14 protein-coding genes are annotated in these 16,100 nt (G+C 71.3%); 3 read left to right on the forward strand and 11 right to left on the reverse strand.

The genetic code is table 11. From position 1 onward, the window contains the following. Positions 1-38 precede the first annotated feature (38 nt). From FB453_RS23625 to FB453_RS23645, 5 genes are all read right to left on the reverse strand, one after another. Positions 39-1,727, reverse strand: a complete 1,689-nt coding sequence (locus tag FB453_RS23625) for a ribonuclease J (protein ID WP_091400429.1) — start codon at positions 1,725-1,727, stop codon at positions 39-41. A gap of 52 nt (positions 1,728-1,779) precedes the next feature. Further along, positions 1,780-2,706, reverse strand: coding sequence for a 4-hydroxy-tetrahydrodipicolinate synthase (gene dapA, locus FB453_RS23630; protein ID WP_091400427.1), 927 nt, complete (start codon positions 2,704-2,706; stop codon positions 1,780-1,782). A 47-nt stretch (positions 2,707-2,753) separates the two neighbouring features. After that, the gene (gene thyX / locus FB453_RS23635) at positions 2,754-3,494 is read right to left on the reverse strand and encodes an FAD-dependent thymidylate synthase (protein ID WP_091400425.1); all 741 of its coding nucleotides are present in this window, start codon (positions 3,492-3,494) and stop codon (positions 2,754-2,756) included. Positions 3,495-4,402: 908 nt separating this feature from the next. Next, on the reverse strand, positions 4,403-5,056 hold the full coding sequence (locus FB453_RS23640; protein WP_486480402.1) for a DUF2752 domain-containing protein: 654 nt from the start codon (positions 5,054-5,056) through the stop codon (positions 4,403-4,405). A gap of 4 nt (positions 5,057-5,060) precedes the next feature. Continuing rightward, positions 5,061-6,290, reverse strand: a complete 1,230-nt coding sequence (locus FB453_RS23645) for a DNA glycosylase AlkZ-like family protein (protein WP_145793435.1) — start codon at positions 6,288-6,290, stop codon at positions 5,061-5,063. A 79-nt stretch (positions 6,291-6,369) separates the two neighbouring features. Here FB453_RS23645 and FB453_RS23650 point away from each other — a divergent pair, with 79 nt between their 5' ends. Next, positions 6,370-6,921 carry a GNAT family N-acetyltransferase gene (locus FB453_RS23650; RefSeq protein WP_112586586.1) on the forward strand — a complete coding sequence of 184 codons (552 nt, stop codon included), beginning with the start codon at positions 6,370-6,372 and terminating at the stop codon, positions 6,919-6,921. Here FB453_RS23650 and FB453_RS23655 read toward each other — a convergent pair. Further along, entirely contained in the window at positions 6,820-8,094 is a 1,275-nt protein-coding gene (locus FB453_RS23655) for a glycosyltransferase 87 family protein (RefSeq protein ID WP_145793437.1), read from the reverse strand. The genes FB453_RS23650 and FB453_RS23655 overlap by 102 nt on opposite strands. A gap of 35 nt (positions 8,095-8,129) precedes the next feature. Between FB453_RS23655 and FB453_RS23660 the strand changes: the two genes are divergently transcribed. Then, on the forward strand, positions 8,130-8,711 hold the full coding sequence (locus tag FB453_RS23660; RefSeq protein WP_112586581.1) for a GNAT family N-acetyltransferase: 582 nt from the start codon (positions 8,130-8,132) through the stop codon (positions 8,709-8,711). Positions 8,712-8,752: 41 nt separating this feature from the next. Here the strand turns inward: FB453_RS23660 and FB453_RS23665 are convergent, their stop codons facing one another. From FB453_RS23665 to FB453_RS23680, 4 genes are all read right to left on the reverse strand, one after another. Continuing rightward, entirely contained in the window at positions 8,753-9,640 is an 888-nt protein-coding gene (locus tag FB453_RS23665; RefSeq protein WP_145793439.1) for a carbohydrate ABC transporter permease, read from the reverse strand. Position 9,641: 1 nt separating this feature from the next. After that, complete coding sequence (locus FB453_RS23670; protein ID WP_186718468.1) at positions 9,642-10,763, reverse strand: carbohydrate ABC transporter permease; 1,122 nt, start codon at positions 10,761-10,763, stop codon at positions 9,642-9,644. Positions 10,764-10,834: 71 nt separating this feature from the next. After that, positions 10,835-12,085, reverse strand: coding sequence for an extracellular solute-binding protein (locus FB453_RS23675; protein WP_145793441.1), 1,251 nt, complete (start codon positions 12,083-12,085; stop codon positions 10,835-10,837). 24 nt (positions 12,086-12,109) lie between these two features. Further along, positions 12,110-13,087, reverse strand: a complete 978-nt coding sequence (locus FB453_RS23680) for a LacI family DNA-binding transcriptional regulator (RefSeq protein WP_486480403.1) — start codon at positions 13,085-13,087, stop codon at positions 12,110-12,112. 157 nt (positions 13,088-13,244) lie between these two features. Here FB453_RS23680 and FB453_RS23685 point away from each other — a divergent pair, with 157 nt between their 5' ends. After that, complete coding sequence (locus FB453_RS23685; protein ID WP_145793445.1) at positions 13,245-15,356, forward strand: glycogen debranching N-terminal domain-containing protein; 2,112 nt, start codon at positions 13,245-13,247, stop codon at positions 15,354-15,356. A 119-nt stretch (positions 15,357-15,475) separates the two neighbouring features. Here FB453_RS23685 and FB453_RS23690 read toward each other — a convergent pair whose 3' ends face one another. Continuing rightward, entirely contained in the window at positions 15,476-15,946 is a 471-nt protein-coding gene (locus FB453_RS23690) for a GNAT family N-acetyltransferase (RefSeq protein ID WP_112731200.1), read from the reverse strand. Between the last annotated feature and the right edge of the window lie 154 nt (positions 15,947-16,100).

Genomic DNA, 16,100 nt, shown 5'->3' on the forward strand with positions numbered 1-16,100 from the left:
CGCACCTCGTGTGCGGGCGGGCATCGTGACGCGTGCGGTCAGACCTCGACGACGGTGGGCACGATCATCGGCCGACGACGGTACTTGTCGTTGACCCACCGCCCCACGGTCCGCCGAACGATCTGCTGAAGCTGGTGCGGGTCGGTGATGCCGTCCGCCGCGGCCCGGTTGAGCGCCTCGGTGACCAGCGGCACCACCGGGTTGAACGCCTCCGGGTCCTCGGAGAAGCCCTTCGCGGAGAGCGTCGGGCCCGCGACCACCTTGCCGGTGACCGAGTCGACGACCACTGTGGTGGCGATGAAACCGCCGTCACCGAGAATCCGCCGTTCGGTGAGCAGCGACTCGCTGACGTCACCGACGGCGAGGCCGTCCACGTAGACGTACCGGCTCTTCACGTGCCCCACCACGCTGGCACGACCCTCGACCAGGTCGACCACGTCGCCGTCCTCGCAGAGCACCACCCGGTCGGCGGCGACCCCGGACTCGATGCCAAGCCGGGCGTGGGCGCGCAGGTGACGCCACTCGCCGTGCACGGGCATCAGGTTGCTGGGCCGGACCACGTTGAGCAGGTAGAGCAGCTCCCCGGCGGGGGCGTGCCCGGAGACGTGCACCTTGGCCACGTCCTTGTGCACTACCACCGCGCCGGCCCGCGCGAGCCGGTTGATCACCCGGTAGACCGAGGTCTCGTTTCCGGGCACCAGTGAGGAGGCCAGCACGACCGTGTCACCGGGGGCGATGGTGATGTGCCGGTGGTCACCGCTGGCCATCCGGCCCAGCGCGCTCATCGGCTCACCCTGGGAACCGGTGGACATCAGCACGATCTCATCCGGCGGCAGCGTGGTCGCCTCGTCGATGCTGATGACCAGGCCGGCCGGGATGTTGAGCAGGCCGAGGTCCCGGGCGATGCCCATGTTGCGGACCATGGACCGGCCGATCAGCGCGACCTTTCGGCCGTGCTCGGCGGCGGAGTCAAAGACCTGCTGCACGCGGTGCACGTGCGAGGCGAACGAGGCCACGATGATCCGGCCCTTGGCCTTCGCGAAGATCGAGTCGAGCACCGGGCCGATCTCCCGCTCCGGGGTGACAAAACCGGGGATCTCCGCGTTGGTGGAGTCGGACAGCAGCAGGTCGACGCCTTCGGCGCCGAGCCGGGCGAAACCGGCCAGGTCGGTGATCCGGCCGTCCAGCGGCAGCTGGTCCATCTTGAAATCGCCGGTGTGCAGCACCAGGCCGGCGGGGGTGCGGATGGCCACCGCGAGGGCGTCCGGGATCGAGTGGTTGACAGCGAAGAACTCACACTCGAACGGGCCGAGCCGCTCACGGCCGCCCTCCCGCACGGTCAGCGTGTACGGCTGGATCCGCCGCTCGGCCAACTTCGCCTCGACCAGGGCGAGGGTGAACTGTGAGCCGACCAGCGGGATGTCGGGCTTGTGGGCGAGCAGGTACGGCACCGCGCCGATGTGGTCCTCGTGACCGTGCGTCAGCACGATCGCCTGGACGTCGGCCAGCCGGTCCAGGATCGGACCGAAGTCGGGCAGGATCAAGTCCACACCCGGCTGCTCGACGTCGGGGAACAACACCCCGCAGTCGACGATCAGCAACTTGCCGTCGTACTCGAAGACGGTCATGTTCCGACCGATGGCGCCGAGCCCGCCGAGCGGGATGATCCGCAGGCCGCCTTCCGGCAGCGGCGGGGGTAGCTCCGCCTCGATGTGCGCCTCGGTCACGCGTCCACCTCATTCTGCGACGCCGTTACTCGACGTCCATCGTGTCGTTCGTTCATTCGGGCAGCTCCAGGCCCGCTGCCGCGAAGTCCGCGCGCAGCTGGGCGATCTCGTCGTCGGTGGCGTCCACGAGCGGGGGTCGCACCGGGCCGGCAGGCAGGCCCAGCGACGCCAGGCCCGCCTTCACCAGGATGGTGCCCTGGGTACGGAAGATGCCGGTGAACAGCGGCAGCAGCCGCCGGTGCAGGGCCAGCGCGGTCGGCATGTCCCCCGCGTCGTACGCCTCGATCATCTGTGCGGTCAGCGCCCCGGTGAAGTGCGTCGAGGTGCCGACCACGCCCACGCATCCGACGGCCAGCGCCGGCAGGGTGAGGGCGTCCTCGCCGCTGTAGAAGGCGAGGCTGGTCCGGCTGGTGACCCAGCTGGTGGCGGTCAGGTCGCCCTTGGCGTCCTTGACCGCGACGATCCGGCCGTGTTCGGCGAGCCGGACCAACGTCTCGGTGTCGATCGGCACGCCCGAGCGGTGCGGGATGTCGTACAGCATCACCGGCAGGCCGGTGGCGTCGGCCACCGCGGTGAAGTGTCGCAGCAACCCGCTCTGCGGCGGCTTGTTGTAGTACGGGGTGACCACCAGCAGTCCGTGCGCACCCGCCTTCTCGGCGGCGGCGGCCAGCTCGATGGTGTGCCGGGTGTCGTTGGTGCCGACGCCCGCGACCACCTTGGCGCGGTCACCGACGGCCTCCACCACGGCCCGGATCAGGTGTTCCTTCTCCGCGTCGGTGGTGGTCGGCGACTCGCCGGTGGTGCCGTTGACCACCAGCGCGTCGTTGCCCTGCTCGTCGACCAGGTGGCTCGCCAGCCGGGCGGCGCCGTCGAGATCGAGGGAACCGTCGGGGGTGAGCGGGGTCACCATGGCTGTGAGCAGCCGGCCGAAGGGGCGGGACGCCGGTCGGGCTGCGGCGTCGAGGTGGTCGTGCGTCATACCCTCCAACCTAGCGGACGACCAGCCGAGGCCCGCCGGGGAAGGGCTCAGGACGCCTCGTGCGGGCTGGCCGCCACTTCGGTGCCGTCCGGCAGCGTGGTGATCACGAAGTCGGCGAACACGTTCGGTGCGACACCCTGGAGCTGGCGCAGGCACTCCACGGCCAGCTCACGGATCTCCACGTCGGCGTGCTCGGTGGCGCGCATGGCGATGAAGTGCCTCCAGGCCCGGTAGTTGCCGGAGACCACGATCCGGGTCTCGGTGGCGTTGGGCAGCACCGCGCGGGCCGCCTGCCGGGCCTGCTTGCGGCGCAGCGTCGGGTTGGGCTCGTCGGAGAAGCGCTGCTCGAGGCCCTCCAGCAACTCGGTGTACGCCCGAACGCTCGCCTCGGCGGCCTCCACGAACTTCTTGTGCAGCTCCGGGTCGTCGGCGATGACGGCCGGCTCGACCATGGCCGCGTCCCGCTCCGGGACGTAGCGCTGCGACAGCTGGGAGTACGAGAAGTGCCGGTGCCGGATCAGCTCGTGGGTGAAGGAGCGGGACACCCCGGTGAAGTAGAAGGTGACCGAGCCGTGCTCCAGCACGCTCAGGTGGCCCACTTCGAGGATGTGCGCCAGGTAGCCGGCGTTGGTGGCGGTCGCCGGGTTCGGCTTCTTCCACGACTGGTAGCAGGCCCGACCGGCGAACTCGGCGAGCGCCTGGCCGCCCTCCGCGTCGGTCGACCACGGCACGTCGTCCGGGGCCGCGAATTGGGTCCACGCGATCAACTTGACCTGGGGCTGCACCATGTCCGGCATTCCTGGGACTTTAGTGGTGGGGTGCCGCCCGACCCAACTCAGGCGCGCCCCGTGCAATGTCGATCACTCGGCAGCGGTGAAGCCGCCGAAGCCCGGGGCCCGGGGCCCGGGGCCCGGGGCCCGGGGTCATCGTTGTCGTTGTCGAGACCGGGGCGGACAGTTCCATCAGCGTCCTTTGGAGCTGAATCGTTTGCGACATCGGCCCGGCGGATGGCTCTTCATCAGGCACGTCATCTGCCAAGGACGGGCCCGCCCAACCCGACGAGCACGGCCCGAGCGCCGCCCAATCGACCCGAACGACCCAAGCGAGCCCGAACGGCCCGAACGGCCCCGAACGACCCGAACGGCCCCGAACGGCCCCGAACGACCCTGCGACCCTGCGACCCTGCGACCCGAGCAGTCTGGCAACCGCCCACCCGCAAGATCGCGCAACATCCTGGATGTAGTGGCATCCACCTCGCCCGACACCACTACATCCAGGATCGAGCACGATCATGGAGCGAGATGCGTCGGCCGCCGTGGGCCGCAGAGCGCGGATGTCCGGGCTGCCCACCGGGGTGATCGACTCGCGTTCCTGAAAGTCGGGCTATCCGGGCCGGGTGGATGGCCCGGTTTCCTGGATGCCGAGTCGATCATGGGTGGTGGGCACCGGAGGAGACGCTGATGTCGTAAACGATTCAGCTCCAAAGGACGCCCGAACAGCGCATGCCCGGCCGAGCCTGCATCCGCCCGCCGGTCGCACGCCGGGGCATCGGCCGGTCGAGCGGCGGCAGGTCCGGCACTGGCGCCTCAGACGACGGCGCGGCGGCTGCGCCGGCGGCGGGCTGCGCCGGCGGCGGGCTGCGCCGGCGGCGGGCTGCGCCGGCGGCGGGCTGCGCCGGCGGCGGGCGACGGCGCGGTCAGACGTAGAGCGAGGTGAACGGCGCCCAGGGCAGGTTGCGTAGCACCGAGAAGGCCAGCCACGCGGCCAGGAAACCGCCGATGACCTTCGAGCTGATCCGCAGCTCGGGCAGTCGCCAACCGAACGCCTGGTTGCCCGCCCAGGCCACGAAGAGGTACGCGAGGAACGGCAGCGCGAAGACGAACAGGAAGTGATGCCGGGCGGCGGCCGGCAGGTCGCCGTGCAGCACGTACCAGAGTGCGCGGGTGCCACCGCAGCCCGGGCAGTCCAGCCCGGTGGTGAGCTTGAGCAGACAGGTGGGCGCGGCGTCCGGGTCGGCGTAGGTCGGGTTGCTGAGCAGCGCGTAGCTCATGCCGACGGCGACACAGCCGATCGCGGCCAGCGGCACCGCCCAGCGCGGGGAACGTTCGTAGAGCCGCAGCACGAACCGGGTGAGCCGGTCCGGCTCGGGCGCCGCGTAGCCACCCGGCGGTGTCGTCGGCCAGCCCTCCGGACCCGAGCCGCCGGGACCGAAGCCGGCGGGACCGAAGCCAGCGGGACCCGAGCCACCAGAATTGAAGCCACCGGGATTCGTGTCACCGTCGGCAGGCGCCGTGTGGACCGCGCCGGGGGCGGGGTGCGGCTGGTCGACCGGTCCGGGAGCGCTCGTCACGCGCTCACGGTACACCGGACACGCCGGCCAACGCGGCGGTGAGCGGACCGGCCAGATCGCCGGCCGCCGGCGGGGCCACCGCGTCCAGGCCGAGCCAGCCGGCGAGACGGTACAGCTCGGCGGCGAGCGCGACGGCGGTCTCCCCCGGGTCGGCGCCGGGTTCGAGCCAGGCGGCCGGCACCAGCAGCACCCCGGCCTTCCGATCTGCCTTCAGATCGACCCGGGCAGTGAACCGGTCGCCTTGCAGGAACGGCAACACGTAGTACCCGTAGACCCGCTGTGGCGCCGGGACGTAGATCTCGATCCGGTAGCTGAAGTCGAACAGTCGCTCGGTGCGGGCCCGTTCCCAGATCAGCGGATCGAAGGGGCTGACCAGTGTGTTGCCCCGCACCCAGCGGGGCAGCCGGGCGGACGTGTGCAGCCAGGCCGGCTGCCGCCAGCCCGCCACGGTGACCGGCACCAGCTCACCGGCCTCGGCCAGCTCCGCGACGGCCTGCCGGGCGCCGGCCAGCGGCAACCGGAAGTAGTCGCGCAGCTCCGGCTCGGCGGCCACCCCGAGGGACCGCGCGGCGAGGGCAACCAACGTTCGGTACGCCTCGGCGTCGGTCGGGGTGGGCGCGGCCAGCACCGCCGCGGGCAGCACCCGCTCGGGCAGGTCGTAGCGGCGGGCGAAGGAGGTGCTGCGCTCGGCGGCGGCCACCTCCCCGGCCCAGAACAGGAACTCCAACGCCCGCTTGACCGCCGACCAGTTCCAACCCCAGTTGCCGGTCTCCCGGGGCGCGTCGTGCTCGATCTCGGCGGCGGTCAGCGGCCCCCGGGCGGCCACCTCGTCCCGGACCCAGGCGACCAGCTCCGGCTGCTCCTGGGCGATCCGCCGCATGCCGCCCCACGATTCGCTGTGCGCGCGGGCCATCCGCCAGCGCAGCATCGGGTGCAGCTCCACCGGGACCAGCGACGCCTCATGGCCCCAGTATTCGAACAGCTCGCGGGGGCGCTGGTAGGCGGCCTGGTCGAGCAACGTGGTCGGGTAGGGCCCGAGCCGGCTGTAGAGCGGCAGGTAGTGCGCGCGTTGCAGCACGTTGACCGAGTCCATCTGGATCAGCCCGACCCGGCCCAGCACGCGACGCAGGTGCCGGCGGGTAGGCACGCCCGTCGGCGCCGGGTCGGCGAAGCCCTGGGCGGCGAGCGCCACGCGGCGGGCCTGGGCGAGCGAGAGTGATTCCGGTGCGGTCATCGTCGGCGACCTTAATTCATCGGTACGACGCCGGTGCGGGAAGCTGGACGTGACGACCAACGGGGCATAGAACGGTGCAATGCTGACCATCCGTCGGGAGGAACCGGACGACGCCGAGGCGGTCGCCCAGGTACACGTGCACGGCTGGCAGGCGGGCTACGCCGGCTTCATGCCGGACGAGGTGCTCGGGCGGCTCAACGTGGTGGCCTGGGCGCAGCGTCGTCGCGACGTCGGCACCGCCGATCCGGAACACCCGTTCACCACAGTGCTCGGCGAGGTGGACGGGTTGGTCGTGGGTTTCACCACCTTCGGGCCGTACCGCCGCAACCAGGACCGGGACGACCTGGACCCGACGGTCGGCGAGGTGGTGGCGCTCTACGTGGAGCCGGCCCACTGGGGTGACGGGACCGCCGCGGCGCTGCTGGACGCCGCCCGGAGCGGGCTCACCGAGCGGGGCTGGGCCGGGTACCGGGCGTGGGTGCTGGCGGACAACCGGCGGGCCCGGCGGTTCTGCGAGCGCGCCGGCCTGTCACCGGACGGTGAGCGGTCGACCTACCAGGTGCCGCTGGCCGGTGGGGGTCCGCCGGTCGGGCTGGTCGAGTTGCGGTACGCCGGACGCCTCGACCACTGACCCGTTCGGGGTCAGCCACCGGCGGATCGGCAGGAAAGCCAGCAGCGCCAGACTGACCCACACGTAGGCGTTGCTGCCCAGGAAGCCGTCGGCGCCGCTGAAGTCCTTCTCCCAGAGCCAGACGGTCCGGCTGATCAGCAGCGCGTACCCGATGGTCGCGGTGAGCAGCAGGACCTGCCGTCGGCGGCCGGCCGGCGCGGCCATCGCGTTGTCGACCAGCAGGATCAACGCGGGCAGCAGCCAGACCAGGTGGTGCACCCAGGTGACCGGGCTGACCAGGCACATCACCGCGCCGGTCAGCGCCAGGCCGGTCGCCTCGTCGCCGGCCGCAACGGCGGCCCGGGAGCGCCAGGCCCAGAGCGCCAGGGTGCCGAGCACCAGCAGCACCCACAGCACTGCGCTCGGGTGCTCCGGGTCGAGCCGGGCGACCACCCCGCGTAGCGACTGGTTGGAGACGAAGGCCAGCTCGCCCACCCGCCCGGTGTTCCACAGCGCCTCGGTCCAGAACTCCCGGGACGCGTCGGGGAAGAGCGCGGCGGCCAGCAGCGACACCCCGGCGGCCGTGCCGCTGGCGGTGAGCGCCGCCCGCCACCGCCCGGTCACCAGCAGGTAGACGATGAACACGCCAGGAGTCAGTTTGATCGCCGTGGCGAGGCCGATGCCCACCCCGGCCCACCGGTTGCCGGCCGGCAGCAGCCGCAGCAGGTCCACCGCCACCAGGAAGAGCAGCAGCGTGTTGACCTGGCCGAAGTTGACCGTCTCCCGCATTGGTTCGAACGCGGCGGCCAGGCAGAGCGCCACGGCGAGGGCGAACCACCGGGTCCAGCCGGCGCGGCGGGCGATCGGGTCGACCAGCCACCAGATCAGCACCGTGGTGGTGGCCACGCTGGCGAGCACGCTCACCACGATCGCGGCCGTCCACGGCAGGTACGCCATCGGCAGCATGACCAGCGCGGCGAACGGCGGATAGGTGAAGCCGTACTGGGTGCCCGGCTTGAGATAGTCGTAGATCTCCCCGCCGTCGTGCACCCACCAGGTCAACGCGCCGTAGTAGACCTTCAGGTCGAAGAACCCGTGCCGGACGGCGGCGACGGCGAGGAACCCGGTGACCGCCGCGGCGAGCACCACCACCCCGACGACCTGCGCGGTCGTCCTGTTGGCACCCTGCGCCACCGTCGTCTCCCTCGCCCTGCGTAGGCTTCCGTCCCATGGCTCTCGGGTACGTCCGCCCGGCGCGTCCCGAGGACGCCGGCGAGATCGCACGCATCCAGCTCGCGACCTGGCGGGTCGCGTACCGCCGGATCCTTCCTCGGCATGTGCTCGACAACCTGGACGAGGCGTTCCTCGCCCGGCGGTGGAGCGCCGCGGTGCTGGAGCCGCCCTCGGGCGCGCACCGGGTGCTGGTCGCCGTCGAACAGGCCGAGCAATCGTATCTGGTGGGGTTCGCCGCCTCCGGCCCGGCCGACGGCGAGGCGTTGGCTCCGGGTGAACCGGCCGACGCGCTCGGCCCGGACGTGGCGGCGGTGACCGACCTGCTGGTGGAGCCGCGGTGGGGCCGGCGGGGGCACGGCAGTCGGCTGCTCGCGGCCGCCGTCGACCTGTGGCGCGAGGACGGGATGAGTCGGGCGGTGGCGTGGGCGTTCGACGGTGACGAGGCGACCCGCAAGTTCCTGACCAGCACCGGGTGGGAGCCCGACGGCGCGGCCCGGGCGCTGGACGTCGACGACATGCTGGTGCCCCAGGTGCGCCTGCACGTGGGCGTGCCGACCGAGAAGGTACCGGCCGAGTGAACCGGTGTGGCGGCCCCGGCAGGGCCGCCACACCGGGCCGGTCAGCCCTTGTCCGAGCCGTCGTTGGCGTCGCGGACGAAGTACCGCTGGAACACCACGAAGATGATCGCTACCGGGATGGTGGCCAGCAGCGCGGCGCCGAGCTTGAGCGGGTACTGGGTGCCCTTGCCGAGCGAGCCACTGACCAGGTCGGCCAACCCGCGCGGGAGGGTGAACAGGTCCGGGTCCTGCACCGACACCAGGCTGTGCGGGAACTCGTTCCAGGAGCCCTGGAACGACAGGATGGTGAGGGTGATCAGCGCCGGTTTCGCCATCGGCAGCACCACCGACCAGAAGGTACGGAAGATGCTTGCCCCGTCTATCCGGGCGGCCTCCTCGACACTCACCGGGATCGACTCGAAGAACTGCTTCATGATGAACACGCCCGCCGCGTCGGCCAGCAGCGGCACCACCAGCCCGGCGTAGCTGTTGTAGAGGCCGAGCTGGTTGAGCACCAGGAACTTCGGGATCAGCAACACCACACCGGGCACCGCCATCACCGCGATGACGGCGGCGAACAGCCCGCCGCGGCCGGCGAACCGCAGCCGGGCCAGCGCGTACCCGGCGAGCGAGTCGAAGAAGACCCGGCCGATGGTGACCAGCACCGTCACCAGGAGCGAGTTGCCCAGCCACAGCGGGAAGTTGGTGCCGGCGAAGATCCGTTCGAAGCCGGCCAGCGTGAGCGGGTCCGGAAACGGTGACAGCGGGTTCGCCGCCGCGTCGGGCTCGGTCTTGAGCGCGTTGCCGATCTGGATGACGAACGGGTAGAGGAACACCAGCCCGAAGAAGACCAGCGTGGCGTACCCCAGAAAGCGGGTGGCCAGGGTGCGGGCCGCGCGCTGCTGACGCCGCGCGGGCGCCGCCGCCGGGCGGTCGGTGAGCACGGCCATCTCAGGACCTTTCCGGTACGCGCCGACGCCACCGGCCGCGGCGCGGCCGGTCGGTGTCCCGCTCGGCCAGCGCCCGGCGCTGGATCACTGTGAGCACGATGATGATCAGAAACAGGACGAAGGAGATCGCCGCGCCGGAGCCGTAGTCGAAGTCCCGGAAGGCGGTCCGGTACGACAGGTACGCCGGGGTGAGCGTGGTCTTGGCCGGGTCGCCCTGGCTCATCACGTACACCTGGTCGAAGACCTGCCAGGAGCCGATCATGCCGAGGGTGAGCACCAGGAAGGTGGTGGGCCTGATCATCGGCACTGTGACGTACCGGAAGCGCTGCCACCGGGAAGCGCCGTCGAGGGTGCTCGCCTCGTCCAGCGTGACCGGCACGTTCTGCAGCCCGGCCAGGAACATCAGCATGAAGGTGCCGGAGGTGGTCCAGACGACCAGCGTGATGATCGAGATCATCGCGACGCTCGGGCCGGCCAGCCAGTCCCACCAGGTCAGCCCGAACGGGCCGCCGTCGGCCAGTGCCGCCGGTGGCGAGTCGACGCCGACCGCGCCGAACAGCAGGTGCAGCACGCCGCGGGAGTCGGCGAACCACTCCGGGCCGTCGATTCCGAGGAAACCGAGCAGGGCGTTCACCGCGCCGGAGTTGGCGAAGAGGAACAGGAACACCACGCTGATAGCTACCGAGCTGGTCACCGAGGGGAAGTAGAAGGCGCTGCGGAAGAAACTCTTGCCCTTGAGCATCCGGTTGTTGACGACCAACGCCAGTCCGAGAGCGAGCACGGTCTGCGCCGGCACCACGATCGCCACGTAGTAGATGTTGTTGCGGATGCTGGTCATGAAGTCGCGGCGGGCCAGCCCGTCCTCGGTGAACAACTGGGTGTAGTTGTGCGCGCCGACGAACGGGACGTCGCCGGTGAACGGGCTGCCCTGGCCGTTCCAGTCGGTCAGGCTGACCCAGAGCGCCATCAGGATCGGCAGCAGCAGGAACAGCCCCAGAATGACGATCACCGGCGCGACGAAGAGCCAGCCGGCGAGGTTCTCGTTGCTCCGGATGCCGCCCCTGCGTCGGCGGGGGCCGACCCCGCCCGCGGTCGCCGCGGCGGTCAGTGTCTCGGTTGCCATCTTCCCTCCCTTCCTCTCTCCGGCCGACGTGCGGCGGGGGCCCGGTGTTCGCCGGGGCCCCCGCCATCACCTCAGCTGCCGCCGAGCGCCGCCTTGGCGTTCTTGTCGAAGTTCTGCAGCACGGTCTTCGGGTCGCCGTTGGCCAGCCCCTGTAGACCGGTGTCGAGGTCCTTGAGGACGCTGTCCATCTTCGGGGCGTTCACCGGGCCCTGGGCGTACGCGGCCCCGTCGATGAACACCTTGTCCGCCGGGAAGGCGGCGGTGTACTGGTCGCGGGCCGACTGGCGGGACGGCATGACACCGAACGCCTTGGCGAAGGTCATCTGCTGCTCGCCGCTGGTCATCGCCTCGACGAACTTGATCGCCTGATCCTTGTACTTGCTCTTCGCGGCGATGCCCCAGCACTGGGTGAAGGAGAGGGTGCCCTGGCCCTTGGGGCCGGCCGGCAGCGCCACGACCTTGTACTTCACGTTCGGGAAGTCGTTCTGCAGGGCACCCTTGATCCAGTTGCCCTCGATGGTCATCACGGCCTTGCCCTTGCCGAACGCCTCACCGGACCAGCCGGCGTCGAGCTGCTTCGGGTACTTGGCCAGGCCGGTGCCGAGCATGGTCTTGACGTACTGGAGGGCGGCGAGGTTTTCCGGGGTGTCGGCCGTGGGCTGCTTGCCGTCCTTGCTCACCAGCCAGCCGCCGTTCTGCACCATGAAGGCGCCGATCCGGTCCCGGGTGTCACCGAGGGCCAGCGGGACCTGCCCCTTGGCCTTGATCTTCTGGGCGACGGCGGTGAGCTGCTCCCAGGTCGTCGGCACGTCGGCGTCGGTCAGCCCGGCCCTGGTCCACAGGTCGGTGTTGATCTGCAGGGCCAGGGTCGAGAAGTCCTTGGGCGCGCAGTAGACCTTGCCGTCGTACGTGAAGGCGCTGCGCAGGCTCTCGTAGAAGTCGCCCGAGTTGCTGATTTTGTCGCCGTACGGCTCGAGGGCGCCGACGCTGGCGTAGTTGGCGAACTGAGCCGCGTCCACGTAGAAGACGTCCGGCGGGGTGCCGCCGGCGAGGGCCTGACCGAGCTGCTGGGTGAGGTCCTGTGCCGGGGTGACCGTCGCGGTGTTGCCGGAGCTGCTGGCCCACTTCGCGGCGGCGTCCTGCACGGCCTTGGTCTCGGCCTCGCCGGACGAGCCGATCAGGATCTGCAGGCTGGCCGGGCCGCTGGACTGGGCGGTGTCGCCGGAGGAGTCGTCGAAGCCGCTGCCGCAGGCGGCGGAGCCGAGGAGGGCGACGGCGGCGAGGCCGGCCACCGCTGCCCGGGTGATTGTTCGGGGTGCCATGGTTTCTCCTGGTGGGGGGTGGGACTACGCGGTGTGCCGCAGTGCCAACGAGGGCTGGAGCAGCACGGGGGTGCGGGTCTCGTGGTCGCCGTCGAGGACCCCGGTGAGCAGGTCCACGCAGCGGGCGGCGGCCTCGCCGAGCGGTTGGCTGACGCTGGTCAGCCCAATCGCGGCGGCCACCGGCGTGTCGTCGAAGCCGATCACCGACACGGGCGGGTCGACGCCGCGAATCGCCTGGAGGGCGCCGAGGGCGAGTGAGTCGCTGGCGCAGACCACGGCGCTCGGTGCCACGGTGTTGAGCAGGTCGTGCATCAGGCGTTCGCCCTCGGCGATGCCGTCCTCGGTCTCCCGGTGCAGCCCGGTCGGGTCGACGCCGGCCGCACGCAGCGCGTCGCGCCAGCCGGCCCGCCGGTCGTCACCGACGCCGGAGCCGACCGGCCAGCCGATGAAGGCGATCCGCCGGTGGCCGGCGTCGAGCAGACGCCGGGTGGCCTGGGCGGTGCCGGCGGCGCCGTCCACGTCCACCCAGGGGTGCGCGTCGAGCGCGTCCCATGGGCGACCGAAGGTCACGAACGGCACGTCCCGGTCGGCGAGCCATTCGGTACGCGGGTCGCCGTGCTTGGTGCCCACCAGCACGAACGCGTCCAACTCGTAGGTGCCGAGCAGGTCGCCGTAGGTGGCGATCTCCCGGTCGTCGTCGGTGGCGGTGTAGAGCAGCACCCGGTAGCCGGCGGCGTCGGCGGTCTCGGTGAGGCCGTGCAGGAAGCGGTCGAGCACGGAGCCGTTGATGCCGTCGCGGGTCGGGTCGATCCGGGCGGCGATGAGGCGGGACCGGCCGGTGCGCATCTGTCGGGCGGCCTGGTTGGCTCGGTAGCCAAGCGCGTTGATCGCGTCCTCGACCCGCTGACGGGTTTCCTGCCGCACGATGTGCGGGCTGTTGAGCACGTTGGACACCGTCTGCCGGCTGACTCGGGCGTGCCGGGCCACCGTCGCGATGGTCACCTTTTCGGCCACTTAATCCCTCTCGCCATCTTGAACGATCCAATTTGGATAAGGCAGGATTGGATCGTTCAAGTTTCTGGAATGTTTCGCACTTTGCACCGCCAGGGGCGCGTTGTCAAGATGGCCGCCCCGCACCCCGAGGATCTGGAGCCACACCGTGATCGAACGCCAGCTGCAACCCCTCCTGCACGAGCTGGTCGGGGTGGTCTTCGCCCCGACCAGCGCGTTGGGGGACGCGACCGGGCAGATCCGCCCGACCGGCGTCCAGGGCGTCTTCCACGCCGATGCCCGGGTGCTCTCCCGCGCCGAGCTACGGGTCGACGAGCGGGAACTCGAAGGGCTGACCCGCGGCGACGACGGGCCGCACGGCGCACACTTCGTGAGCCTGGCCCGCTGGCTCGGTGACCCGACGCCCGACCCCACCGTCCGCGTCGACCGACTCCGGCGGGCCGCCCGCAACGGCCTCACCGAGGAGCTGCGGATCGTCTCCACCGCCACGATCGGCGTACGGGCCACCGTCTCCGTCGACCTCGGCTGCGACCTGGCACCCATCGAGGTCGTCAAGTCCGGTGGCGCCACCGACGCGCTGACGGCCAGGACCGATCAGCCCGGCACGCTCACCTGGTCAGGCGCCGGGATCACCGTCACCGTCACCGCGCCAGGCGCCGACCTGCTGGTCGACGGCGAGCGGGCCACCGCACCCCGGCTGGTCTGGCCGGTCGACCTGCCCCCCGGCGGGGAGACCGTGCTGCGCTGGCAGGTGACCGTCGACGACCCGCGCGCCGTCGTCGTCGGCCCGGCCGGCGAGCCCGAGTGGTCCCGACCCGAGGTGACCGCCGACGACCGACGGCTGATCCGGCTGCTCGACCGCAGCCTGGACGACCTGCGCGGCCTCCGACTGGCCGAGACCGGCGCACCCGACGACGTGTTCCTCGGCGCCGGCGTGCCCTGGTTCCTCACCCTGTTCGGCCGGGACAGCCTCTGGGCCGCCCGGATGATGCTGCCGCTCGGCACCGACCTGGCCGCCGGCACCCTTCGCGTGCTCGCCCGTCGGCAGGGCACCCGCGTCGACCCGACGACCGGCGAGGCCCCTGGCAAGATCCTGCACGAGCTGCGCCGCCACGCGTTCGCCCTGCCCGACAACGGCCTGCGCCTTCCGCCGGCGTACTACGGCACCGTCGACGCCACAATGCTCTGGGTCAACCTGCTGCACGACGCGTGGCGTTGGGGGATGCCCGCCGAGCAGATCGAGCCCCTGCTGCCGCACCTGGAGGCGGCGCTGCGCTGGCTCGGCGAGCACGCCGACCCGGACGGTGACGGCCTGGTCGAGTACGTCGACACCACCGGGCACGGGCTGTCCAACCAGGGCTGGAAGGACTCCGGTGACGCCGTCCGCTTCCACGACGGGTCCCTGGCCACCACGCCGATCGTGCTGGCCGAGGTGCAGGGGTACGCGCACGAGGCCGCCGTGAACGGCGCCGCCCTGCTGGACGCCTTCGGTCGCCCGGGCGCCGACCGCTGGCGCGAGCACGCCGCCGCACTGGTCGGCCGGTTCCGCAAGAGCTTCTGGGTGGACGGTCGTCACGGACCGCAACCCGCGCTGGCCCTCGACCGCGACAAGCGCCCGGTCGACTCGCTGACCAGCAACATCGGCCACCTGCTCGGCACCGGTCTGCTCGACCGTGACGAGGAGGCCCAGGTCGCGCACCTGCTCACCACCGACACGATGGCCGCCGGGTTCGGGCTACGCACCATGTCCAGCGACGACGCCGGGTTCAGCCCGTTGTCGTACCACTGTGGCTCGATCTGGACCCACGACACCGCGATCGTGCTCGGTGGGCTGGCCCGCGCCGGGCACCGCGAGGCCGCGCTCGGTCTGGCCGACGGGCTGCTCAGCGCGGCCGAGGCGTTCGACTACCGGATGCCGGAGCTGTACGGCGGCGACGACCGGGCACTGGTGAGCCGTCCGGTGCCGTACCCGGCCTCGTGCCGGCCGCAGGCGTGGGCCGCGGCGGGCGCGGTGCTGCTGCTCCAGGCCGCCACGGGGCTCTACCCGGACGTGCCGGGCGGCACGGTCCGGCTGGCACCCCTCGCGGGTGCAGAGTTCGGTGCCGTAGCGGTCGACGGCCTCCGCGTGGCCGACACCCCGGTGCACGTCACTGTCGACAGCACCGGCGAAGCCACCGTCACCGGTCTCCCCACCCGCCTGACCCCAACCCCGTCCCTCCCCACCCAACGCCGCCCCACAACCCCGTCCCTCCCCCGATAGGCCGGCCCGAACGCCCCGGCGATCTTGCACTCTGGGTTGTTGAGATGTACGGAAGGTCCGATGCGTCGCAACAGAAAGTGCAAGATCGCGAGGGCGGGCGCTGGGGCGTAGGGCTCGGGTTAGCGGGTTCGTTCGGCTACTACTTCGTCGTCGTCCATGGCGCCCGTGGGGTGGAAGCCCAGGGAGGTGTAGAGGGCTGCGGCTGGGGTGTTGTCGGGGTGGTACGACAGCCGGACCGGGGGGTTGCCGTTCCGGGCCGCCAGCCAGGGGGCCAGCGTCTGCACGGTGGCCCGGCCGACGCCCTGGCCCTGCTCGGCGGCGTCGATCAGCATCCCGCCGATCCAGTGCGAACCGTCGTCGTCCACGCCCCACATGACGTGGCCGACGACGGTCTCGTCGGCGTACACCGCGAGGGAGTTCCACACCTCGGAGCGGGTGCTCAACAGCAGATAGCGCGCGCCCAGCGCGGCCACGAACCGGCGTTGGTCGTCCCGCGGGGCGACGTCGGCCACCGCCCGCCAGTTGTCGTCGTCGACAGGCCGGAGCGTGAGTCGCCGCCCGCGCCGGTCCAGGTGTCCCGCATCGATCATCCGGCGGATACTACCCGGCCCGCGCCCGCCGATCTTGGACAGTTTCCGTCAGCCCTCGGAACTATTCAGTCCCATGACATCTGTCAGTGTTGAAGTCCCGATACATGTGTCAGTTGGTAGGGATCTTGGGTGTGCTGGTAGATGGTGCCTGGCA

Source organism: Micromonospora sp. CNZ322 (assembly GCF_007827755.1).

Coding starts and splice junctions, on each gene's coding strand:
- dapA (WP_091400427.1), bottom strand. CDS start 2,706: ATGACGCACGACCACCTCGACGCCGCAGCCCGACCGGCGTCCCGCCCC.
- thyX (WP_091400425.1), bottom strand. CDS start 3,494: ATGGTGCAGCCCCAGGTCAAGTTGATCGCGTGGACCCAATTCGCGGCC.
- FB453_RS23645 (WP_145793435.1), bottom strand. CDS start 6,290: ATGACCGCACCGGAATCACTCTCGCTCGCCCAGGCCCGCCGCGTGGCG.
- FB453_RS23650 (WP_112586586.1), top strand. CDS start 6,370: ATGCTGACCATCCGTCGGGAGGAACCGGACGACGCCGAGGCGGTCGCC.
- FB453_RS23660 (WP_112586581.1), top strand. CDS start 8,130: ATGGCTCTCGGGTACGTCCGCCCGGCGCGTCCCGAGGACGCCGGCGAG.
- FB453_RS23665 (WP_145793439.1), bottom strand. CDS start 9,640: ATGGCCGTGCTCACCGACCGCCCGGCGGCGGCGCCCGCGCGGCGTCAG.
- FB453_RS23670 (WP_186718468.1), bottom strand. CDS start 10,763: ATGGCAACCGAGACACTGACCGCCGCGGCGACCGCGGGCGGGGTCGGC.
- FB453_RS23675 (WP_145793441.1), bottom strand. CDS start 12,085: ATGGCACCCCGAACAATCACCCGGGCAGCGGTGGCCGGCCTCGCCGCC.
- FB453_RS23690 (WP_112731200.1), bottom strand. CDS start 15,946: ATGATCGATGCGGGACACCTGGACCGGCGCGGGCGGCGACTCACGCTC.